Source organism: Leekyejoonella antrihumi (assembly GCF_007845645.1).
GTDB lineage: Bacteria > Actinomycetota > Actinomycetes > Actinomycetales > Dermatophilaceae > Leekyejoonella > Leekyejoonella antrihumi.
Window position 1 is genome coordinate 19,764 of sequence record NZ_VCQV01000031.1, and the last position, 20,660, is coordinate 40,423.

Consider the following 20,660-nt stretch of genomic DNA (forward strand, 5'->3'; position numbering starts at 1 on the left):
AGAACTACCCACACACTCGTACCGCCGGAAGGATCCGCATGTTCCGCAAGGCCTGTGCCACCGCAGCCGTGACCGTCCTGACCGCAGCGCTGGGCACCAGTCTGACCGCCATGCCCGCACAGGCCACCACCGCGCGCCACGGCAATCACGTGGCACTGCCGGCGGTATACCCGGCCCCCCAGTCGATGCGTGCCACCGGGACCGCAGTCGCCCTCGGTGACCGGGTCGCAGTCGTCGCTGGCCCCGGCAGCGACCACGATGCACTGGTGGCACTGCGGTCACTGCTGAGCACCAGTGGGATCCACCACATCGACCAGAGCAAAACAACCGCAGACCTTCCCGGCGGTGAGCCAGTGATCTTCCTCGGCGGGCCCGAGGTGACCCACGGCAGCGCGGCAGCGTTGCGGGCGCTCCACGTGACGGACGCATCCTCGTTGCCAGCCGAAGGCTACGTGCTCGCCGACGGTCGCGTAAATGGCAGACCGGTCGTGATCCTCGACGGTCACGACGGCACCGGCACGTTCTACGCCGTGCAGACCCTGCGGCAGCTCATCGAGCACCATGGCGGCCAGGTCCCCGGGGTCCTGGTGCGCGACTGGCCGGCCACGAGTCTGCGCGGGGTCATCGAGGGCTTCTACGGCCAGCCGTGGAGCAACGCGCAACGAGCCGCGCAACTGCAGTTCTACGGCCAGAACAAGATGAACACCTACATCTACTCGCCCAAGGACGACCCGTACCTGCGCGCCCAATGGCGCGATCCGTATCCCGCGGACCAGCTGGCCGCGATCAAGACGCTGGTCGATACCGCTGCGGCCAACCACGTCCAGTTCACCTACGCGCTCTCACCCGGACTGTCGATCTGCTACAGCTCCGCAAGTGATGAGCAGGCCCTGGTCGCCAAGCTCCAGTCGCTGTGGAACATCGGCGTGCGCTCGTTCTCGATCCCGTTCGACGACATCAGCTACACGCACCCCAACTGCGCCGCCGACACCGCCACGTTCGGCACCGGGCCAACCGCCGCGGGCGCCGAACAGTCATCCGTACTCAACTACGTCCAAAAGGACTTCATCGACACCCACCCGGGAGCCCAGCCCCTGCAGACCGTGCCGACCGAGTACTACGACGTGACGCCCTCTGCGTACAAGGCGACGATCAAGAAGGACCTGAACCCGAACATCCTTGTCGGCTGGACCGGCGTCGGTGTCGCGCCTGCCACGATCACCGCCGCGCAGACCGAACAGGCCGAAACCGTCTACGGACACAAGATCCTGATCTGGGACAACTTCCCCGTCACCGACTACGACAACCACTCCCGGCTGCTACTCGGCCCCTACATCGGCAGACAGGCCGGCATTGCCGAAAACGCCGCGGGGGTCACGGTCAACCCGATGCCGCAGGCCGAAGCATCCAAGATCACCGAGTTCACAGTCGCCGCATTTCTGTGGAACCCCCACAACTATCAGCCCCAGCAGACCTGGCAAGCCGGGCTGACAGCACTGGCCGGTCCCGACCTCCATGCCCAGACCGCACTGGCCGCGTTCGCCGACCTCAATCGCTCCTCTCGCATGGACCCCACCCAGGCACCCGAGTTGACACGCCTGATGAAGGCGTTCTGGTCATCCTGGAACACCGGCAACTCTGGCGGCAGCCGACAACTGGACACCTACCTGAACACAATCCAACACGCGTCGGCCACCCTGAGCCAGTCCATGGACGACCCCCATTTCGTGGCCGAGGCGACTCCGTGGCTGGACTCCGCCAGCGAGTGGGCCGAGGCGGCCCGCGACGCGACCGCGATGCTGCGCGCGACCCGCAGCCGCGACGGAGCTGCAGCACTGAACGACCGGGCCTACGCGATGTCGGCGATGGCGAAGGCGAAGGCTCACACGTATACCACCGCTGTGAACGGAACCATCCCCGTCGACCTCGGCGCCGCGAGTGTCTTCACCGACTTCATCAACGCCGCAATGGCACAGCTCGAGCACTGGCTTGGGCTACCCGCCACCGAGACCGCGATGTCTTCCATGGGTACCTACCAGACCGACAAGCCGGCGAACATGATCGACGGGAACCCGGCAACCTATTACTGGAGCAACCAGCCCGTCGCTCCCGGCGACTACGTCGGTGTCGATCTCGGCACGACCGTTGCGATCGACACCATCACCATCACCGGCGGAGACCCCACCAGCCCAAACGACTACATCCACAACGCGACGCTGGAGTACTCGACAGACGGAACCACTTGGACGACGGTCGACTCTTACACCGACACGGCCGACATCACCGCGACACTGCCTGCAGGCACGAAGGCGCGGTACGTGCGGCTGGTCGCCACCCAAGGCGATAAGCAGTGGGTGAAGATCCACGCATTCACCGTCACCGATGCGCAGACCACGACCGTCACCGGTACCCCTGCGGCTGCACCCGGATCCAGCCTGGCGGGCGCAGCAGACGAAAACCTTGATACCAGCTACACCGCCGCGACCCGGCCCGCCACCGGCGACGCCGTCGTCGCCACCCTGGCCGACCCACGGGTACTTCACCGCGTGACCATCATTGGCACCGGACAAGCACGCGTACAGATCTCAACAACTGGTCAGTGGGTCACCATCGGCCGGCTCGCACACAGCGGATTCACCGACCTGGCCGCGGATGACCGCAACACCGATGCGATCCGACTGCTCTGGGACGCCGGCTCGGCCACACCAACCATCACCGAAATCATCCCTCGCTCGAAGTGAGCCTGGCGCTATCCGGGGTCCTCGAACCGAATGCGCAGCTCCTGGGTCACCGGTTGTCGACGCTGCCTGGGGGGAGCTGGTGCATGTAGGAGGCCTGCTCGTCGAGGGCGGCGGCCAGCTGGGTCAGCGTGTGGGTGACCATCGCGGAGTCGACGCCCACCATGCCCTCGAGGACCGCGGCGAGCCATTTCTCGGTGTGATCCATCTGCTCTTCGCCGCGGGAGGTCAGGGCGACAACGATCTTGCGCCGGCCGGTGGGGTGTGCTGATCGGTCGGCAAGGCCGGCGTCCTGGAGCCGGTCGAGCAGGGCGGTCACCGTGGAGGACGTGAGGCCAGTGTGCTTGGCGAGGTCCCGGGGGGTCAGCGCGCCGCGCGCACGCAGGTGGCTTAGCGCCACCGTCTCGGTGACGCCGACACCGAAGTGGTCGGCGATGGCCGACGGAACTGCTTTCCCGACACGATCAGGGCGCGTAGCGCACCGGTCGCGTCGTGGATGCCGGGCTGGTTCATGACCGGGTCCTTCCTGGCCGAGAGAAGGCTACCAATGAAAACTCAACTACTCGATACACGAACTACTTGGCAGTCGAAGACTCTACCACTAATTTACTTTTTGCTGACCCGGACCTTACCTGTTTTTCGGCCTGAGTCGTCGCCACGCCGGGCGCTTCGTCCCGGGGACGGGAAGCTTTGGCACGCTGCAAACCGGCGTGACCACGACGAAACGGGAGGGCCATGATGAAGAGTGAACTGGCGTTGGAGGTCAGGCGCAAGGTGCTGGTCGTCGTGGGCACGAGGCCGGAGGCGATCAAGTTGCTGCCCGTCATTCGAGCGTTGCGTTCCGATCCTCGGCTGGAACCGCTGGTGGTGACCACCGGGCAGCACCCTGGCGTCGTGGAGTCCATCCTCGGGCTGGACGGGGTGATCCCGACCGCAGACATCGGCGTCGGAAACACGGCGCGCGGCGGACTGACCGACCTGTTCACGGCCGTGATGACCGGCCTTGAACAGTTCTTTCTGAGCCAGTTCGAGGCTGCCGAGCGCCCGTCATCCCCGGGTGACGAGTCCTACCCGGTCGCGTGCCTCGTGCACGGCGACACCACGAGTGCCGCCGCAGCAGCGATGGCCGCCTTTCACCGCCGTATCCCGGTTGTGCACGTCGAGGCGGGCCTGCGCACCGGCGGCATCCGCTCACCGTTCCCGGAAGAGCTGAACCGGCAGCTGATCTCGCGGATCGCAACTTTCCACGTTGCTCCGACCTACGCGAACCTGCAGAACCTGGTGCGCGAGGGAGTGGCGGTCGAGCGGATCTTCGTGACCGGCAACACCGCGATCGATGCACTCCGATGGGCCGCCGAGCAACACGCGCCCTATGCCGACCCGCAGCTGGCGATTTTGGAGGACGAGGACACGCCCGTGGTGGTCGTGACCGCGCACCGACGGGAGAACTGGGGCGAGGGCCTGCAGCACATCGCGAGTGCAGTCGCCCGCCTGGCAGACGCCTACCCCCGGGTTCGTTTCGTGCTGCCGTTGCACCCGGACCCGCGCGTGGCGGCACCCTCCGGCGGAGCCTGGACGGCCGACCGAACGTGCTGCTTGTCCCGCCACTGGACTACCTGCAGTTCGCCAGGCTGCTGCGCAGAGCGCTCTTCGCGATCAGCGACTCCGGAGGCGTGCAGGAGGAGGCACCAGCGCTGGGTATCCCGATCCTGGTGACCCGAACCTCCACAGAACGGCAAGAAGGTGTCGCCGCCGGCACACTGCGACTGATCGGGACCGACACCGAGGCGATCGTCGCCACCGCGCGAGAGCTGCTGGACAGTGAGCAGGCACGGTGGCAGATGGCCACAGCGCTGAATCCCTACGGAGACGGGCACGCCGCGGACTGCATCGTTGCCACCTTCGCCCACGTTGCCTTCGGCGCCCCGGAGCCCCAGCCGTACGGCTGCGGCTTCAACCGCCTGGCGGTGCTGCGCGCCGCAGGATTCGACACGGATCCGCGACCCCAACCCACACTCGCACCGGCCTTCGACAGGGACGTGCCGCGCCGCAACGCGATGCCGCGGCCGGCACAGTCCGGAATGCACGGGCACGCGGCCTGACCGTCAGCCCGTGCCGTCTATCTGTTACGGCAGCCGGCAGCGGCCTCGGGGGTCCGGTGCTTCACCGGACAGTTGCCGTGCCGGTATATGGGCGCCTTGGTTCGCCTCTTCGACCCGGACCGCAGGCTGGTGGCCACCGACCGCTCCACCGAGTACTTCGCGTTGCTCACCGGATGCATCGCCCGGCGCACCCGCTTGACCGGCTTCGGCGTGACGGCACGGCGCACGGCGCGGGCCGGGTGCGCCGCACGGCGTACCGAGCGCGGGATGAACAGCCGTGACAGGAACCCCATGAGTGGAACTCTAGGGGAATTCAGGAACGCGCGGACCACCTCTCACGCCCGGTAGAACGCGGTGCTGGTCAAAGAACTAGCCCTCGGAGACGGCCTCAGGCACCCAAACCCCGCCCCCGACCATTCCCTTCCGCATAGCAGCCTTGACCAAATGACACGTCCTGGGCCCAAGGCTGCTACCGTTTACGCAGTTGCTGTTCCGGCCCACGCTTTTACGGGCTCGGCATGACCGGCCCCGTCGCGCGAAGGTTCGTGTGCCAGGCCGGTCATGGCAATCGGCGACTTGGGGTCTCCACACGGGAGATCTCGCAGACTATGAAGAGGCAACACCAAGTGGCAACAGGCACCGTGAAGTGGTTCAACAGCGAAAAGGGCTTCGGCTTTATCGAGCAGGACGGTGGCGGCTCTGACGTCTTCGTTCACTACTCGGCCATCGACAGCAGCGGCTACCGCGAGCTGCAGGAGGGCCAGAAGGTCGAGTTCGACGTCACCCAGGGCCCGAAGGGCCCCCAGGCGGAGAAGGTCAAGGGCATCTGACCCAGCACAACGTATTCGGTGGCCTAGGTCCCGAAGCGAATCCCCCGGCCGATCGGCCGGGGGATTCGTGCTTTCCCGCCAGGCAGCCACCGCAGCCACGACCACCTGGCAGGATTCAGGTTATGCGCAGCCGCCACGTCAGCCAGGTCATCAGGCGCCCACCGGCGCAGGTCTACGACTTCGCCGCGAACCCCGACAATTTGCCGAGATGGGCCGCCGGCCTTGCCCAGAGCGAGATCATCCGGGAGGGCAACACCCTGCTCGTGGACTCCCCCATGGGGCAGGTCAGGGTCCGGTTCGTCCCCCGCAACGACTACGGAGTCCTGGACCACGACGTGACCTTGCCGTCAGCGACCACCGTCAACAACCCGGTCCGCGTCATCGCCCATCCCGAGGGCGCCGAGGTGCTCTTCACCGTTCGGCAGATCGAGCTGTCCGACGACGAGTTCGAGCGTGACACCGCGCTGGTCGCCCAGGACCTGACGCGCTTGAAGGAGTTGCTGGAGTCCTGAGACTCAGTCGCCGGTCAGCGACAGCACGAGCTTCCCCCGTGCATGCCGCGTCTGCACCTTTGCCAGTGCCATCGGTGCCTGGTCAAACGGGTAGACGTGCTCGATCTCCAACCGGATCTCACCCCGACCCACCTGGTCGAACAGCTCCCGCATCCCCTCAGACACGTCGACCCCGAATGACGGCAGGATCACCTTCACCCCGCGTTCGGTGGTCGGCTTGTCACCGGAGATCGTGACCACCGTGCCGCCGTTCTTGACCACCGTGAGGCTGTCCGTGCTGGTGTGTGGCGGCACCGCGAGGGCGGCGTCCACTCCGTCGGGCGCCCAGCTGCGGATCCGATCCGGCCAGCTCGCCTCGTGATAGTCGACGATCATGGTTGCGCCGAGTGCGGCAAGGTAGTCGTGGTTGCGGCGTGAGGCGGAGGCAGCCACCCGCCAGCCTCGTAGTCGGGCCAGCTGGATTGCGAAGGTGCCGATCGCACCCGATGCGCCTGCCACGAAGATCGACCCGCCTGCCGGGATCGGGGGCAGCGTGCACATCGCTCGAAGCGCGGTGCTGCCGGCAACCGGGATCGCCGCCGCCTGCACGAAGTCCAGGCCATCCGGAATCGGCAAGATCATCGAGTCCGCTCGAACCGCCGCGTATTCGGCCCAGGTCCCACCCTTGACCTGCATGGAGCTGACAAACGCGATGCGCTCCCCGAGGTGACGCCCCTCCACCTGGCTGCCGACAGCTTCGACGACTCCCGCGGCCTCGATCCCCGCCGGGAACGGGTACGCCGCGTCCGAGGGCAGGAAGTACGAGTCGTGGATTCCCACGCCCACGGCCTTGATGCGCACCAGCAGCTCATCAGCACCGATCTGCGGCACCGGGACGCGAGCCGGCTCCACGGTGTTTGCCTGGGCTTCGGGAACGACGAACGCGGTCATGGTCCGCATCATGATCACACTCTCTGGACGCTTCGGCTCACCTGTCGAACACCAGACGTGGTCGTTTCGACGAGTCTCCAGCCCACTATGCCCTACGAGCGCGCGGCCAGCTCCGCTCGCAGATCCTGCGACGACCGGTCGACGGCACTCAGCAGGTGTCGGCCGCTGCGATCGGTGACCACGACGCTGACGCCTTCTTCGCGCAGCGCGGCCAGCCGCGCGTCGATCATCGCGGCGGCGAGCCGCTGCAACCGCGTGACGTGACTGAGGTCGAGCACCAGCCGCGTCCCCGCCCTGCCGACGTCCTCCAGCGCCGCGAGCACCGTCTCCGCTGCGGCGAACTCGATCTCGCCCTGCAGACGACGCAGCGACGTGGTGCCGCCTCCTGTCGCGTCGGGCTCATCGGTCTCGTAAAAGACGGTCGGGGCGGACAGCCCCAGGTCGTGCATCAGGTGCAGGTCGAACCGCTGGGACAGCTCCCGGGCGGCGGCGACCGGGCGCACGGCGTTGCCGCGATGGTCCAGCCGCGGGCTGTATGCGCCCAGGCCCAGCTGCGCCGGGCTCGACGCGGTCAGGCACCCGGAGATCCCACTCTTGGCGGGGAATCCGACGCGCAGCATCCACTCACCGGCGTAGTCGTACATGCCGCAGGTGGCCATCACCGTGAGCACGTGCTCGGCCACCAGACCCGGGACGACCTGCACCCCTGTGCACGGGTTGACCCCGCCGTTGCCCAGGGTGGCAGCCATCACGGCAAGATCGACGCAGTCGACCACCAGCGAGCACTGGCGGAAATAGACCTCCACGGCATCATCGGCATCGGACACCAACGATCCGGCGCTGCGCATGAGGTAGGCCAGCGCCCGGTTGCGGTCGCCCCCGGCCCGTTCGGTGGCGCACACGTCCTCGTCCATCTCGAGCGTGCGGCCCGCGAACGCCGACAGGGTGTGCCGGATCCGCCCCCACTTCTCCTCACGGTCGCCCGGCACCAGAGACGAGGTGACGATCGCGCCGGCATTGACCATCGGGTTGTCCGGCCGCCCGGTGCCGACCTCGAGGCTGATCGCGTTGAAGGCTTCACCGCTGGGCTCGGCGCCGACATTGCGCAGCACGGTGTCCAGCCCGAGCTCTGCCAGCGTCAGGGCAAAGACGAACGGCTTGGACACCGACTGGATGGTGAACGGCGCCGCCGCGTCACCGGCCCGGTAGACATTGCCCGCCATGCTGACGACCGCCAGCCCGAAGAGCTCCGGGTCTGCCGCGGCAAGCTGCGGCAGGTAGGTGCTGACCTCACCATCACGGATCTGCGCGGCGCCCTGGTGGATCTGCGCCAGCTCCGAGGTCACCAGATCCATCACGGCCTCCTTGGTCCAGGTTCTCCGTCACCGCCTGACGGCATACGCCGTCCCAGTGTCAACGTATGCCGGCTCGAGGTCGAGTCTCGCAGCCGCCAGTTCACCGACCGTCACCCGTTGACCGTCGCGGCCTCGGCGAGGTTCAGCGGTTGGCCGGCCGGTAGGCCGTAACGACCGCGGATCCGCCGAGCCCGATGTTGTGCTGCAATGCGACCTTGGCACCCTCGACCTGTCGCTTCTCGGCATCCCCGCGCAGCTGCCAGGTCAGCTCGGCGCACTGTGCCAAACCGGTGGCACCCAACGGGTGACCCTTGGAGATCAGCCCGCCGGATGGGTTGACGACCCAGCGACCACCGTAGGTCGTGTCGCCCTTGGCCACGAGGTGGTGAGCCTCGCCCTCGGCCGCCAGGCCGAGGGCCTCATACGTGAGCAGCTCGTTCGGTGCGAAACAGTCGTGCAGCTCGATCACGTCGACGTCGTCCGGGCCGATCCCGGCCTGGTCATAGACCTCGCGCGCGGCGGTCCGGCTCATGTCGGCCCCGACGAGGGAGATCATGCTGCGGTCCGCAAATGTGGACGGCAGATCGGTGATCAGCGACTGGCCGACGATCTCGACGGCCCGATCACCCAGACCGTGCCGCTCGACGAACTTCTCACTCGCCACCACCGCTGCCCCGGAGCCGTCAGATGTCGGTGAACACTGCGTGCGGGTGAGCTGGGCAGGCGCATAGATCATCTTGTCGTTCTTGATCTGCTCGATGCTGTAGGCGTCCTGAAACTGTGCATAGGGATTGTTCACCGAGTGGCGGTGGTTCTTCTCGGCAATCTTGACGAAGTGCTCGGGGTTCGAACCGTACTTCTCGTTGTGCTCCAGCCCGGCGGCTCCGAACATCCAGGGGGCCGGCGGGAACGCCATCTCGCGCAGCTCGGCCATCGCCTTGATGTGCTCACCCATCGGCGCAGCACGGTCTTCTGCCCCCATCGACAGCGAGCCGGGCTGCATCTTCTCGAACCCGAGCGCGAGCGTGCAGTCGACCAGACCGCCGCGGATCGCCTGGGCCGCCAGGAACAGCGCCGACGAGCCCGTCGAACAGTTGCTGTTCACGTTGAAGACCGGCACACCGGTCAGGCCGAGCTCATAGATCGCGCGATGGCCCGAGCACGAGTCTCCGTAGCAGTAGCCGACATAGGCCTGCTGGACCTGGTGGTAGGCGATCCCGGCGTCTTCCAGCGCCGCGGTGCCGGACTCGCGGGCCATGTCGGGGTAATCCCAACCCGCACGCCGTCCGGGCTTCTCAAACTTCGTCAGACCGACCCCGACGACATACACCTTGTTGCTCATGACTCTCCTTCTGGTTGATGCCCACAATGCGTCGAACAGGCAGGGATCAGTCCGATACCTCGGCCAGTCCGTCCTTTATCACGACGGCGCCGTCGTTCGTGCTGGTCTCGAATGCGTAGGTCCCGCTGCCCCGACTCCACAGCTGCGTCGTCACGGTCTGCTGTGGCCGCGCCGGTGCGCTGAACCGCACCGCCAGGCGCTTGAGCCGACTGGGATCCTCAGGGCAAGCGGTCTCGATCACCGCGCGAGAGACGAAAGCCATCGTGCAGAGACCGTGGATGATGATGCCGGGCAGCCCCACGGACTTCGCGAAGTCCTCATCCGTGTGGATGGGCATGGTGTCACCGGAGGCCTTCGCGTAGCGAAAGGTCTGGTCGGCATCAAAGGTCTGCTCGACGTTTGCGTCGCTGGGCCGCTCGCGCAGGGACTCGTCGAACCCATGAGCCGGTGCCGCCTCACCCTGTCCATCGCTCAGTCGGCCACCACGGAAGAAACCGGTGAAATACTGCTCGTTCACCAGTTCCCCCTGTGCCGTTGAGGTCTCGATATACGTGGTGACAACGACCCCGGACGACCGGCCGTGGATGCCGATGACCTTCGCTCGGCAATGCAGCTCGTCTCCGGGACGGATCGGTCGCACGAAGCGCATGTCCTGCTCGCCGTGCAAAATGCGCATCTTCAGATCGTCCGGCACGACGCTCAACGCGGTCTGCGCCATCGTCGTGAAGGCGGGCACGACTGCGTATACCGGTGCGGCCTGGTCACCGCGCACGTGCGGAGCCGAGTCGTCATTGGTCGCTGCGGCGAAGGCAACCAGGTGCTCACGCTCTGCCCGGAAGACAACCTCGTCGCTCCACTTCCCGATCCTGGCGAACGTGAAGTCATGGTCCGGATCAGACATGGGGATGCTCCTTCGCTGGTGTGGCAGGTCCTCCTCCGACGGTACGTACGATGGGTAGGTAAACATAATGACCTCGGCTCGCGAGATCCGTGACCGAACCGCACGCTCGCCCCATCGTGCCCAAGGAGCCGCATGACCACTCCCCGCACCATGCCGGTGAGGTTCCTGCGAGCGGCTGCCAGCACAGCGCAACTGCGGGGCATCGATCTGGACCCATGGATGGACCGCCTTGGTATCGACCCCGCTCTGCTCTTCGACGACCGGTCCCGGATCACCCTGGAACAGGCCACCCGGATCGTTCAAGAACTGTGGCGGCGCACCGACGACGAGCTCTTCGGTCTAAGCGTCGAACGAGTCCCCCGCGGCACGTTTCGGCTGCTCTGTCTGGCTGTGCTCAGCGCGCCGGACCTCGGCACCGTGCTGAACCGGTGGAGCGACTTCAGCCGGGTTCTGCCCGGCCTTCCTCCGTTCGAGGTGCACGTGACGCCGACAACAACCCGAGTCGAGATCACTGTCGACCCAGAGCGCGACCCGGCGTGTTTCGTCACGGACATCGCGCTCGTGGTCAATCTCCGTTTCCTCAGCTGGCTGGTCGGCCGCCGACTACCCCTCGAGGTCGTCATGCTCCCCTACCCGATTCCCGATGAACCCGCAGACTACGAAGTGGTATTCGGCCAACGCGTCACCTATGACCAGCCAGTCGCGGGCTTCGTCCTGGATAGTGCGGCAATGACGCTGCCCGTGGTACGCGATGAGCGAGCGACCGAGAAGTGGCTACGCGACTCTCCGCTGGATCTCCTGAGAAGTCGCGACCACAGCACCACCGTGGCAGACCAAGTCCGCCACATTTTCGAGCGTGGGCTGCGGGGCGACTGGGCCACGTCGGACGAGGTCGCAGCAAAACTGGCGATCAGCACCCAGCACCTGCGACGAGCACTTCGAGAGGAGGACACCTCGATGTCTCGTATCAAGGAAGAACTGTTGCGTGACGCTGCCGTCACCAGCCTCGTCCGAGGTGAGGAGTCGGTGTCCGACCTCTCCGCTCGACTCGGGTTCTCTGAGCCGTCCGCGTTCTACCGCGCGTTTCGACGCTGGACCGGAAGCGCTCCCGGTTCCTATCGATCGGCGGACCGACCGGCAGTCGACGCACCGCGCTGACGTTCGGCCTATACCAGGAGCCCGGAGCGAACCTTGTGCTTGAGGATCTTCCCGGAAGGGTTGCGCGGGATGGCACCCAACACCATGTCATGCGGGATCTTGTAGTGCGACAGCTTGTCGGAACAGAACTCCTGCAACTGCGCCAAGGTCATTGACCCGCCATCACGCAAGGTGATGACCGCAACGATGCTTTCACCGTAGAGCTCGTGAGGCTTAGCGATCACCGCTACATCCACCACATCGGGATGAGCCGCAATGACGGACTCGACCTCGACCGAGTAAACATTGCGACCACCGGTGATGATGAGGTCCTTCAACCGGTCGACCAGAGTCATGTACCCGTCGGCATCGACCTTGGTCAGATCGCCGGTGTGCAGCCACCCGTCCCGGATCGTGGCGGCCGTCTCTTCCGGCTTGTTCCAGTACCCCTTCATCACCCCTTCCCCCCGCAGGAGCATCTCGCCGACCTCGCCGTTGGCGACGTCGTTGCCCACCGGGTCCACGACCCGCACCTCGGCAAACATCGTGGCCTGACGTCCGCTGGCATCCGGGCGCGCACGCACCTGGTCCACGGAGGCGTAGATGCCGCCGGGCCCGCCTTCGGTCTGCCCGCACAGCTGCATGAGATCGACGTTCGGCAGCGCCTCGGTGAGAGCGACGACCGCGCTCGCCGGCATCGGGGCGGCGCCGAACATCGCGGTGCGCAGCGAGGTGAGGTCTCGGTCGAGCAGGCCCACGCGCAACAGGAACTGGAACATGGTGGGGACGCCGAACATCATCGTGATCTGCTCTGACTCGAGGCAGTCCAGCACAGGGACCGGGTCGAATGCGGCCATGATGACGTGTGTGGCGCCGACCATCGTGCCGGGAACGAGCATGATGCACAGCTCGGCAGCGTGATAGAGGGGCGCGACGTGCAAGAACCGGTCACCGACCTTCTGACCGGTGTTGAGCGCGCAGCCGACTGCGACCCAGATGGTGCGGTGGTGATCGAAGAGGGCGCCCTTGGGCTTGCCCGTGGTGCCGGAGGTGTAGAGGATCAGCGAGTTGTCCTCCTCGGTCGGCACGTCCTCGAACTCGCCGGTGGCCGACTTCGCAGCCAGCGAGGTCAACGCCAGATCGTCGCTGCCCTCGGTGAGCGCCACGATGTCACCGAGGCTCTCGGGGAAACCGCTCCGGGCCGCATCCACAGTGCCCGCGACCGCAAGGTCGTAGGCGAGGATCTTGGCGCCGGAGTCGCTCAGGAGATATTGCAGCTCGGGCGCGGCCGAGCCCGGGTTCACCGGCACCACGACGGCACCGACTCGCAGCGCGGCATAGAACGCCACCACGTAACGGTCGGAGTTGGTTGCCATCAGGGCAAATCGGTCACCGCGGCAAAGGCCCAGGTCGGACAGCGCGTGCGCCGTCCGATCCACCTCGGCGTCGAGCTCCGCATACGTGCAGCTGTAGTCACCGAACTTGATAGCGACGGTCTCGGGGACACGTCGGGCTGTGGCCCTGAGGGTGCTGGGAATGGTCGGCATTGGTCGCTCTCCTGATCAGATCATGAAGCCGCCGCCGCAGATGAGGGTCTGCGCGCTGACGTAGTTGGAGTCGTCTGTACAGAACATGTAGACCGCACCGGCGGCCTCCTGGGGCGTGCCGGCTCGACCAAGTGGGATCATGGCCTCCATCGCGGTGAGCAGCTGCGGATTGACCCCCACCTTAATCTCGCGGCCGGCGACGTCAATGGTGCCGTCGCCGTCAGCGGGCGTCTCGGTCAGCCGGGTCTTGATCATCCCGAAGGCAACGGTGTTGACCGTGACGTTGTAGCGACCCCACTCCTTCGCGAGCGTCTTGGTCAGACCAGTGACACCGGCCTTGGCCGCGGCGTAGTTGGCCTGGCCCGCGTTTCCGCCCAGCCCGGCAACCGATGACACGTTGACGACCTTGCGGCAGGGCACGGGCTTGCCGGTCTCCTTGGCCGCCTTGGCCGCGGCGGCAATCACCGGCTGCGCGGCACGCAGGATCCGGAACGGCGCCTTCAGGTGGACATCCAAAATGGCGTCCCACTGCTCATCGCTCATCTTCTGAATGACGGTGTCCCAGGTGTATCCGGCGTTGTTCACGATGATGTCCAGACCACCCAGCTGGTCCACCGCGGTCGACACGAAACGGTCGGCGAAGCCGTCGTCGGTCACGCTGCCCACGCAGCTCACCGCGCGGCCACCGGCCGCCTCGATCGCGGCAACGGTCTCCTTCGCGGGGCCCTCGTCGAGGTCGTTGACCACAACGGCGGCTCCCTCAGAGGCGAGCTTCAAGGCAATTTCGCGGCCAATTCCCCGGCCCGAACCGGAGACCAGTGCGACCTTTCCATCGAGCGTTCCCATCGAATATTTCCTTCCTAGAATGCTGAACTGAGCATGGTCGTCTCACAGAGATCGGGAGATGATCTCCTTCATGATCTCGTTGGTGCCGCCGTAGATCTTCTGGATCCGAGCATCCGCGAAGATGCGCGCGATCGGGTACTCCTCCATGTAGCCGTAGCCGCCGAACAGCTGCAGGCAGCGGTCCGCCACGACGTTCTGCTGCTCGGTGAGCCACCACTTCGCCATCGCCGCAGTGTCCGCATCCAGCTTGCCGTCAAGGTGAGAGACGATGCAGTCGTCGAGGAAACTCTGCGCCACCCGCACCAGGGTCGCGCATTCGGCGAGGACGAACCTGCTGTTCTGGAAGTTGAACACCGGCTGCTTGAAGGCGGTGCGCTCCTTGGTGTAGTCGATCGTCAGCTCGACGGCCTTCTCCATCGTCGCCACGGCCGTCGCGGCGAGGATCAGACGCTCCTGCGGGAGCTGCTTCATGAGGTGGGCGAAGCCGGTGCCCTCCTCGCTGAGCCTATTCGACTGCGGCACCCGGACCGAGTTGAACGAGAGCTCGCACGTGTCCTGGCCATGCTGGCCGATCTTGCGCAGGTTGCGACCGCGGGAGAACCCCGGCCGATCGGTCTCCACGATGACCAGTGAGAACCCTTTGGATCCGGCGTCGCAGTCGGTCTGGCATACGGTCAGCACGATATCGGCGTGATGGCCGTTGGAGATGAATGTCTTGGAACCATCGATGACGTAGGCATCGCCGTCCTTGACGGCCTTGGTCTTGATCGCCTGCAGGTCGGATCCGGTGCCTGGCTCGGTCATCGCGATCGCACCGATGACCTGCCCGTCGGCCATCTTCGGCAGCCAGCGACGCTTTTGTTCCTCGGTGCCGTAGGCGTTCAGGTAGTGCGCGACGATGACGCTGTGCACACTGATGCCGAGGCTCGTGGACAGGCTGTGTGCCTGGGAGCGGGCCAGGACAGCCTCGTGGGCGAACGTACCGCCGCCGCCGCCATACTCCTCGGGAATGCTGAGGCACAACAGGCCCTGGCTACCCGCCTTGGCCCAGGCTCCGCGATCGACGTGCTGCTGCTCGCGCCACCGATCTTCGTGCGGGGCGCACTCCTTCTCGAAGAAGGTGTCCGCCATCTCGGCGAGCGCATCCAGATCGTCGTCCATCCAGCGTGAGCGGCGCATTCGATCCGGCCTCCAAGCCCGTCGGGAGTCCCGGTCCTTCCGGGTGACTCTCACGGTAGGAGAACGAAGCGCTCCGCCCAATGACCCAATCGCTCCGATCCATTGACCGCACGACCGGTGACGGTCATCGAGACCCTGCCAGTCGCTCCCGCACGGGCGCCAGCATCGTGACGACCGGACGCCCGGTGACGAGATCGCCGTCCGTGACGAATCCCTCCTCGCGCCCGGTCAGCGCCTCGACCAGTCGACCGCGCCACAGGTCGCGCAGCTCGCTGTGCTCGGGTAGCCGGGCGAGGTTGCGCAGCTCGCCCGGATCACGTGTCAGGTCGAACAGCTGCTCGACACCCTTGGCCGAGCCCCAGACGTACTTCACTCGCCCGTCAGTCACCCACTGCAGCGACTGGTTCCAGTAGGCGTGCTCGCCGTGCAACCAGTCCCGCGGAGGCGTCAGGTCACCGCGCATTGCGGGCGCGAGCGAGACGCCGTCGGCGCCCTCGGGGATCGGCAGCCCCGCGAGGTCCAGCAGCGTCGGCATCACGTCGCGCAGCTCGACCACGTGGTCGACCACCGCGCCACGCGACGTGTCGTCACGCGTGGCCGTGTCCGCAATGATCAGCGGAACATGCGCAGACCCCTCGTAGGGCACTGCCTTCCGGAACATCCGGTGGTCGCCCATCATCTCTCCGTGATCGGAGGTGAAGGCGATGATCGTGTCATCGAGCACGCCGAAGTCGACGAGAGTCTCGCGGATCCTGTTGATCTGCAGGTCAATCTGAGCCATCAGCCCGTAGTAACCAGCGCGGGCACGGTGGACGACCTTGTCCGGCAGGTCACCGATCGCGGCCTTATGGTCGCCGTCCTTGCGGAACTCGTCCCAGTCGTCCTCCCAGTCGCCCAGTGTTCGTTCGTACGGCGGCAGTGCCAGGTACTGGTCGAACGCCCATTGCGGCGGGTCGTACGGCGGGTGGGGGCGGTGGAAGGACAGATAGAGGAAGAAGGGCCGCGTCGGGTCTCGGCGGTGCAGCCACTCGGTGGTCATCGTGCCGACCCACTGGGTCGGGTGCGTGCTCTCCGGCTTGTCCCAGGGGCGGGCAACGACCGAGTTGCAGTCGATGCCATGGTCGAAGTAGTCGGCATCCATCGTCATACCCGGCTGCCGTCGCAGCCACGGGACGTAGTCGTCGAAGGAGGCGAACTCCTGGCGCCGGTTGCGCCGGACGTGGTGCAGGAAGCCGTCGTGCAGGATCACGTCATCGAAGCCGCTGCGCGAGCGTTCGGGCCAGACGTGCATCTTGCCGATTGCCTGGGTCTGGTAGCCGGCCCTGCGGAACTCACCCTGCAAGGTCACCGGGTGAGCGACGTCGAACGGGACTCCCTCCTCGTAGCCGACCCGGCCGTGCGCCTCCTGCGACTGCCCCGTGAAGAGCGCCACCCGTGCCGGCACACACGTGGGGGTGGCGGAGTATGCGCGAGAGAACCGCACACCGCCACGAGCCAGCTCGTCGAGGTGCGGCGTCTCGACATGCGGATGTCCCGCACTTGACAACGCGTCGCCACGCCACTCGTCCACACACAGCAGAACCACGTTCGGCGCAGTCACTCCACGATCGGTATGCATCTGATCAGCGTAGGGCGAGCAGCTCCAGCAACCTGGCGGTCTCCTCCTGCACCGCGCTGCGGCTGGCACCGAGATACTTCCGCGTGTCGACGACCTTGGGGTTGGCCTCGAGGTATTCCCGCAGTGTCTGGGTGAACACGTTGTTCAGGTGTGTGGCGATGTTCACCTTCACCATCCCCGCCTTGACCGCCGCGACGATTCCGTCGTCCGGGACCCCAGAGGATCCGTGCAGCACCAGGGGCACGGGCACGGCCGCCCGGATCCTGCCGATCAGCTGGATGTCGAGAGCTGCCGTTCGGTCTGTCATGGCGTGCGAGGAGCCGACCGCGACGGCAAGCGCATCGACACCGGTGTCGGCGACAAACCGCGCAGCATCGTCGGGATCGGTGCGCACGCCCGGCGCGTGGACACCGTCCTTGCCGCCGACCTCGCCCAGCTCGGCCTCGATGCCCACACCGGCCGCGTGGCACCGCTGCGCCACCTGCTTGGTCACCGACCGGTTCGTCTCGTCATCGAGCTGCGAGCCGTCGAACATGATCGAGGTGAACCCGAGCTGCAGCGCTTCGTCGACCAGGCTCTCGCTGACGGCATGATCGAGGTGCAGGACGCACTGAGCGCTCGACGCCTGAGCGGCCGCCTTGGTGGCCAGGGCGATCGGAGCCAGCGCGCCGTGATACTTCGCGGCGTTCTCACTGATCTGCAGTACGACGGGAAGGCCCGTCTGCTCGGCAGCCGCGACCAGCGCTTCGGCATGCTCGATCTGGATCACGTTGAATGCTCCCACCGCACGCCGCGCAGCGACAACCTCGGTGAGGACCTCGTTGAGGTTTGCCAGGGTCATACGATCTCCTCTGTTCGGACCTGGCTCTCCAGGCGTGTGACATCAGTCGGGTCGACCTGGCCGGCAGCGGGCTGCAGCACGGCTGCCGCGGACCAGGCAACGGCGTCGCGCACGATCTGCTCGTTGGACCTGCCGCCCGCAAGCCCGGCCGCCAGTGCGGCCACCAAGGCGTCACCGGCACCGGTCGGGTTGCCGGACAGAGGTGTCGCGAGACGAGCTCGAAGGTTGCCACCGGCGGCGGGCAGCATCAGCACGCCATCCGCTCCGGCCGACACGACAACATCCCGGGCACCCAGCGCGCGCAGCGCGGCTGCTCCGGTTACGGGATCCGACTCCCCTGTGGCACTGGCAAGTTCGGCACTGTTGGGCTTGATGATCTCGGGGTGCGCGGCCACGGCCAGTGCCAACGTCTCGCCATCGGCATCGACGATGACCGGGACACCCACCTCGTGCACCTGGGTCACGAGCCGGGCGTAGGCGTCTGCGGGAAATCCTGTCGGCAGGCTGCCGGACAGCACCACGACCTGTGCCCGCACCTCCTGAACGAGCCGCACGACGTCGCGCACGAGTGCATCGAACGTCGACTTCGGTTGCGCAGGACCCGCCTCGTTGAAGATGGTGGCGTCACCCGTGTCGGCGTCGACCACGTTGACCGTGCGCCGTGAATCACCGACCAGATCGGTCAATCGGTGCGACAGACCGCGAACATCCAGGTCGCGGCGAATCTGCTCGCCGGTCGGTCCGCCGGCACAGCCGGCCACCACGACCTCGTGACCGAGCTGAGCCAGCACCGCCGCCACATTGATTCCCTTGCCGCCCGCTCGCTGCGTCACCGAAGAGACACGGTGGCTGCCGTGCACGGTCAAGGTAGGCACGGTATACGTCACATCGAGCGCCGCGTTCGCGGTCACCGTGACGATCACAGCGCGTCCCAGACGAGGCAGGCCGCGCCCAGCGATCCGGCGCGATCGCCCAAGGCGGCCGGCACGATCTGCGGCGGTCGCTGGAAGGTGAGTCGCGCCATCACGTCGGCGCGCAGGGGTGCGAGCAGGACCTCTCCGCTCTGCGCGAGGCCGCCTCCGACCACGACGCGGTCGACACCGGTCAGGGTCACCGTCGCAACGATGCCGCGACCGAGCGCCGCAACCGCCGCATTCCAGACCTCACCGGCTACCGGGTCCCCGGCCTCGGTCCGGTGGGCGACCTCCTCCGCCGACGCGCTTTGTCCCGTCGCAGCCGCGTAGGCGCGTTCCACGGCCGACGCCGAACCGAGCACTTCGAGGCATCCTCGCTGGCCGCAGGGACACACCGGCCCGTCTGGGTCGATCACCACATGGCCGAGCTCGCCCGCCCATCCATCCGCGGCGATCACGACCCCGTCGAGCATGAGCGCTCCGGCGATGCCGGTGCCGAGCGGCATGAACAAGACATTGGCGTGGCCCCGCGCCGCGCCGAGTCGCGACTCGGCCAGCAGACCGGCCCGCACGTCATGCCCGAGAACCACTGGCACGTCAACCCCTTGGGCCACGGCGTCGCGGATGGGCAGGTCGCGCCACCCGAGGTTGACCGACAGTCGGCCGATGCCGCCCGCCTCGTCGACCAGCCCCGGCACGACCACCCCCACTCCGGCAAGACTCGCCGCCGGCGCGTCGGCGAGCAGTGACCGCACCGTCGACGTCACGACCTGACCGATGTCCTCCCGGATGTTCGCGGGAGTGGCCACCGTCGTCTGGGTGACGACGGTGTAGCTCCGGTCGACGAGGGACGCCTTGATCCGCGTGCCACCGACATCGACGGCCGCGACGACCGCGGCCGGTGACTGCCTCATCAGGCCTGGTCGGCGCTGGTCTGCAGAATGACCGAGCGGGTCAGGTGACGCGGGTTGTCGGGGTCCAGGTCGAGCGTGCGGGCCTTGTAGAGGCACAGCCGATGCACACGCACCAGGTCGGCGAGCGGGTCGATGTCCCGGGACACGAAGTGTGCACCGGTCGCGGCAACCTGCTGCTCGAGCCCCTCGGGGACCTCACCCATCGCCCAGACGGCGCGCCCCGTGGTCGCGATGCTGACCGGGCCGTGGCGGTACTCCATGGCCGGGTACGACTCGGTCCAGAACTGCGCCGACTCGCGCAGCTTCAGGCCGGCCTCGGTCGCCAGGCCGACAGTCCAGCCCCGACCCACGAAGGTGACCTGCTCGGCGTCCGCGACGCCCGCCAGAGCACTGGCCTCGTCCTCCGCAAGGACGGCGCGCGCATCGGCGATCGCGCCGGTGAGGTCCTCACCGAGCGAGGCGCGCAGCAGGGCCAGCGTGGAGGTGGCGAACCGGGTCTGCACCACGGACTGCTCGTCGACCTCGGGCAGCAGCACGACCTGATCGGCCAGCTCGGTGATCGGCGTCCCCTCGGTGGCAACAACGGCAATCGTCTTGACGCCCTGGGACTTCGCGTCCTTGATGAGCTCGATGACCTCGGTCGTCGTGCCGGACCGGCTGATCGCCAACAGCGCGTCGTAACCCCGACCGTGCGGGTACTCGCTCGCGGCAAAGGCATCGGTCTCGCCCTGGCCGGCCCGCTCCCGCAGCGCCGCGTAAGACTGGGCCATGTAGAACGACGTGCCGCATCCGACCACCGCGACACGGGCTCCGGCGGCGGGAAGCAGGGGCGCGAGCTCGGGAAGGCGCGCAATCACCGCGGCCCAGCTGTCGGGTTCGCTGCTGACCTCTGCCTGCAGGTGGCTGCTCGGGTTGAACGCCATGACGATCTCCTCTTGATGCTTGTTCATGCCT

Annotated in this window: 20 protein-coding genes; 6 read left to right on the forward strand and 14 right to left on the reverse strand. The window is 66.7% G+C overall.

All coding sequences use genetic code 11. From position 1 onward, the window contains the following. Positions 1–38: 38 nt before the first annotated feature. Positions 39–2,741: a glycoside hydrolase family 84 protein gene (locus tag FGL98_RS18520; RefSeq protein WP_146319229.1), complete on the forward strand. Its 2,703-nt coding sequence runs from the start codon at positions 39–41 to the stop codon at positions 2,739–2,741. Positions 2,742–2,787: 46 nt separating this feature from the next. Here the strand turns inward: FGL98_RS18520 and FGL98_RS18525 are convergent, their stop codons facing one another. Continuing rightward, complete coding sequence (locus tag FGL98_RS18525) at positions 2,788–3,174, reverse strand: MarR family winged helix-turn-helix transcriptional regulator (RefSeq protein ID WP_146319231.1); 387 nt, start codon at positions 3,172–3,174, stop codon at positions 2,788–2,790. Positions 3,175–3,476: 302 nt separating this feature from the next. On the opposite strand from FGL98_RS18525, the gene wecB reads away from it, so the two are divergent. After that, positions 3,477–4,454 carry a non-hydrolyzing UDP-N-acetylglucosamine 2-epimerase gene (gene wecB / locus FGL98_RS18530; RefSeq protein WP_186526250.1) on the forward strand — a complete coding sequence of 326 codons (978 nt, stop codon included), beginning with the start codon at positions 3,477–3,479 and terminating at the stop codon, positions 4,452–4,454. Then, positions 4,451–4,840 (forward strand): UDP-N-acetylglucosamine 2-epimerase, encoded by a 390-nt coding sequence (locus FGL98_RS26790; RefSeq protein ID WP_186526253.1) that lies wholly within the window; start codon positions 4,451–4,453, stop codon positions 4,838–4,840. Before wecB ends, FGL98_RS26790 begins: the two co-directional genes overlap by 4 nt. A gap of 17 nt (positions 4,841–4,857) precedes the next feature. Here FGL98_RS26790 and FGL98_RS18540 read toward each other — a convergent pair whose 3' ends face one another. Then, entirely contained in the window at positions 4,858–5,133 is a 276-nt protein-coding gene (locus FGL98_RS18540) for a hypothetical protein (RefSeq protein WP_146319237.1), read from the reverse strand. A 333-nt stretch (positions 5,134–5,466) separates the two neighbouring features. On the opposite strand from FGL98_RS18540, the gene FGL98_RS18545 reads away from it, so the two are divergent. Beyond that, positions 5,467–5,670: a cold-shock protein gene (locus tag FGL98_RS18545; RefSeq protein WP_146319239.1), complete on the forward strand. Its 204-nt coding sequence runs from the start codon at positions 5,467–5,469 to the stop codon at positions 5,668–5,670. Positions 5,671–5,792: 122 nt separating this feature from the next. Further along, on the forward strand, positions 5,793–6,182 hold the full coding sequence (locus tag FGL98_RS18550) for an SRPBCC family protein (protein WP_146319241.1): 390 nt from the start codon (positions 5,793–5,795) through the stop codon (positions 6,180–6,182). 3 nt (positions 6,183–6,185) lie between these two features. On the opposite strand, the gene FGL98_RS18555 is transcribed toward FGL98_RS18550, so the two are convergent. The 4 genes from FGL98_RS18555 to FGL98_RS26945 all read right to left on the reverse strand — a co-directional run bounded on the left by FGL98_RS18555 (position 6,186) and on the right by FGL98_RS26945 (position 10,710). Continuing rightward, positions 6,186–7,112: an NADP-dependent oxidoreductase gene (locus FGL98_RS18555; RefSeq protein WP_222432254.1), complete on the reverse strand. Its 927-nt coding sequence runs from the start codon at positions 7,110–7,112 to the stop codon at positions 6,186–6,188. A 92-nt stretch (positions 7,113–7,204) separates the two neighbouring features. Further along, positions 7,205–8,467 (reverse strand): glutaminase A, encoded by a 1,263-nt coding sequence (glsA, locus tag FGL98_RS18560; protein WP_146319243.1) that lies wholly within the window; start codon positions 8,465–8,467, stop codon positions 7,205–7,207. 142 nt (positions 8,468–8,609) lie between these two features. Then, entirely contained in the window at positions 8,610–9,809 is a 1,200-nt protein-coding gene (locus FGL98_RS18565; RefSeq protein WP_146319245.1) for a lipid-transfer protein, read from the reverse strand. Between the two features lie 46 nt (positions 9,810–9,855). Next, entirely contained in the window at positions 9,856–10,710 is an 855-nt protein-coding gene (locus FGL98_RS26945; RefSeq protein WP_146319247.1) for a MaoC/PaaZ C-terminal domain-containing protein, read from the reverse strand. Between the two features lie 132 nt (positions 10,711–10,842). Between FGL98_RS26945 and FGL98_RS18575 the strand changes: the two genes are divergently transcribed. Next, entirely contained in the window at positions 10,843–11,868 is a 1,026-nt protein-coding gene (locus FGL98_RS18575; RefSeq protein WP_146319249.1) for an AraC family transcriptional regulator, read from the forward strand. A gap of 8 nt (positions 11,869–11,876) precedes the next feature. On the opposite strand, the gene FGL98_RS18580 is transcribed toward FGL98_RS18575, so the two are convergent. The 8 genes from FGL98_RS18580 to FGL98_RS18615 all read right to left on the reverse strand — a co-directional run bounded on the left by FGL98_RS18580 (position 11,877) and on the right by FGL98_RS18615 (position 20,656). Next, a complete protein-coding gene (locus FGL98_RS18580; protein ID WP_146319251.1) occupies positions 11,877–13,394 on the reverse strand; it encodes a class I adenylate-forming enzyme family protein in 1,518 nt (505 codons plus the stop codon). 15 nt (positions 13,395–13,409) lie between these two features. Then, a complete protein-coding gene (locus tag FGL98_RS18585) occupies positions 13,410–14,240 on the reverse strand; it encodes an SDR family NAD(P)-dependent oxidoreductase (protein ID WP_146319253.1) in 831 nt (276 codons plus the stop codon). A gap of 42 nt (positions 14,241–14,282) precedes the next feature. Then, positions 14,283–15,419, reverse strand: coding sequence for an acyl-CoA dehydrogenase family protein (locus FGL98_RS18590; protein ID WP_146319255.1), 1,137 nt, complete (start codon positions 15,417–15,419; stop codon positions 14,283–14,285). 124 nt (positions 15,420–15,543) lie between these two features. Then, on the reverse strand, positions 15,544–17,037 hold the full coding sequence (locus FGL98_RS18595) for an arylsulfatase (protein ID WP_246136636.1): 1,494 nt from the start codon (positions 17,035–17,037) through the stop codon (positions 15,544–15,546). Positions 17,038–17,041: 4 nt separating this feature from the next. Next, positions 17,042–17,878 (reverse strand): class II fructose-bisphosphate aldolase, encoded by an 837-nt coding sequence (locus FGL98_RS18600; protein ID WP_146319257.1) that lies wholly within the window; start codon positions 17,876–17,878, stop codon positions 17,042–17,044. Further along, positions 17,875–18,789 carry a 1-phosphofructokinase family hexose kinase gene (locus tag FGL98_RS18605; RefSeq protein WP_222432255.1) on the reverse strand — a complete coding sequence of 305 codons (915 nt, stop codon included), beginning with the start codon at positions 18,787–18,789 and terminating at the stop codon, positions 17,875–17,877. The genes FGL98_RS18600 and FGL98_RS18605 overlap by 4 nt, the downstream gene beginning before the upstream one ends. An 8-nt stretch (positions 18,790–18,797) precedes the next feature. Continuing rightward, positions 18,798–19,706, reverse strand: a complete 909-nt coding sequence (locus FGL98_RS18610; protein ID WP_146319261.1) for an ROK family protein — start codon at positions 19,704–19,706, stop codon at positions 18,798–18,800. After that, complete coding sequence (locus FGL98_RS18615) at positions 19,706–20,656, reverse strand: SIS domain-containing protein (protein WP_246136637.1); 951 nt, start codon at positions 20,654–20,656, stop codon at positions 19,706–19,708. Before FGL98_RS18615 ends, FGL98_RS18610 begins: the two co-directional genes overlap by 1 nt. Positions 20,657–20,660 lie beyond the last annotated feature (4 nt).

Excerpts from the sequence above, each read along its gene's own strand:
- FGL98_RS18520 (WP_146319229.1), top strand. The coding sequence starts at position 39 with ATGTTCCGCAAGGCCTGTGCCACCGCAGCCGTGACCGTCCTGACCGCA.
- wecB (WP_186526250.1), top strand. The coding sequence starts at position 3,477 with ATGAAGAGTGAACTGGCGTTGGAGGTCAGGCGCAAGGTGCTGGTCGTC.
- FGL98_RS18540 (WP_146319237.1), bottom strand. The coding sequence starts at position 5,133 with ATGGGGTTCCTGTCACGGCTGTTCATCCCGCGCTCGGTACGCCGTGCG.
- FGL98_RS18550 (WP_146319241.1), top strand. The coding sequence starts at position 5,793 with ATGCGCAGCCGCCACGTCAGCCAGGTCATCAGGCGCCCACCGGCGCAG.
- FGL98_RS18555 (WP_222432254.1), bottom strand. The coding sequence starts at position 7,112 with ATGACCGCGTTCGTCGTTCCCGAAGCCCAGGCAAACACCGTGGAGCCG.
- glsA (WP_146319243.1), bottom strand. The coding sequence starts at position 8,467 with ATGGATCTGGTGACCTCGGAGCTGGCGCAGATCCACCAGGGCGCCGCG.
- FGL98_RS18565 (WP_146319245.1), bottom strand. The coding sequence starts at position 9,809 with ATGAGCAACAAGGTGTATGTCGTCGGGGTCGGTCTGACGAAGTTTGAG.
- FGL98_RS26945 (WP_146319247.1), bottom strand. The coding sequence starts at position 10,710 with ATGTCTGATCCGGACCATGACTTCACGTTCGCCAGGATCGGGAAGTGG.
- FGL98_RS18575 (WP_146319249.1), top strand. The coding sequence starts at position 10,843 with ATGACCACTCCCCGCACCATGCCGGTGAGGTTCCTGCGAGCGGCTGCC.
- FGL98_RS18580 (WP_146319251.1), bottom strand. The coding sequence starts at position 13,394 with ATGCCGACCATTCCCAGCACCCTCAGGGCCACAGCCCGACGTGTCCCC.
- FGL98_RS18585 (WP_146319253.1), bottom strand. The coding sequence starts at position 14,240 with ATGGGAACGCTCGATGGAAAGGTCGCACTGGTCTCCGGTTCGGGCCGG.
- FGL98_RS18590 (WP_146319255.1), bottom strand. The coding sequence starts at position 15,419 with ATGCGCCGCTCACGCTGGATGGACGACGATCTGGATGCGCTCGCCGAG.
- FGL98_RS18595 (WP_246136636.1), bottom strand. The coding sequence starts at position 17,037 with ATGCATACCGATCGTGGAGTGACTGCGCCGAACGTGGTTCTGCTGTGT.
- FGL98_RS18600 (WP_146319257.1), bottom strand. The coding sequence starts at position 17,878 with ATGACCCTGGCAAACCTCAACGAGGTCCTCACCGAGGTTGTCGCTGCG.
- FGL98_RS18610 (WP_146319261.1), bottom strand. The coding sequence starts at position 19,706 with ATGAGGCAGTCACCGGCCGCGGTCGTCGCGGCCGTCGATGTCGGTGGC.
- FGL98_RS18615 (WP_246136637.1), bottom strand. The coding sequence starts at position 20,656 with ATGAACAAGCATCAAGAGGAGATCGTCATGGCGTTCAACCCGAGCAGC.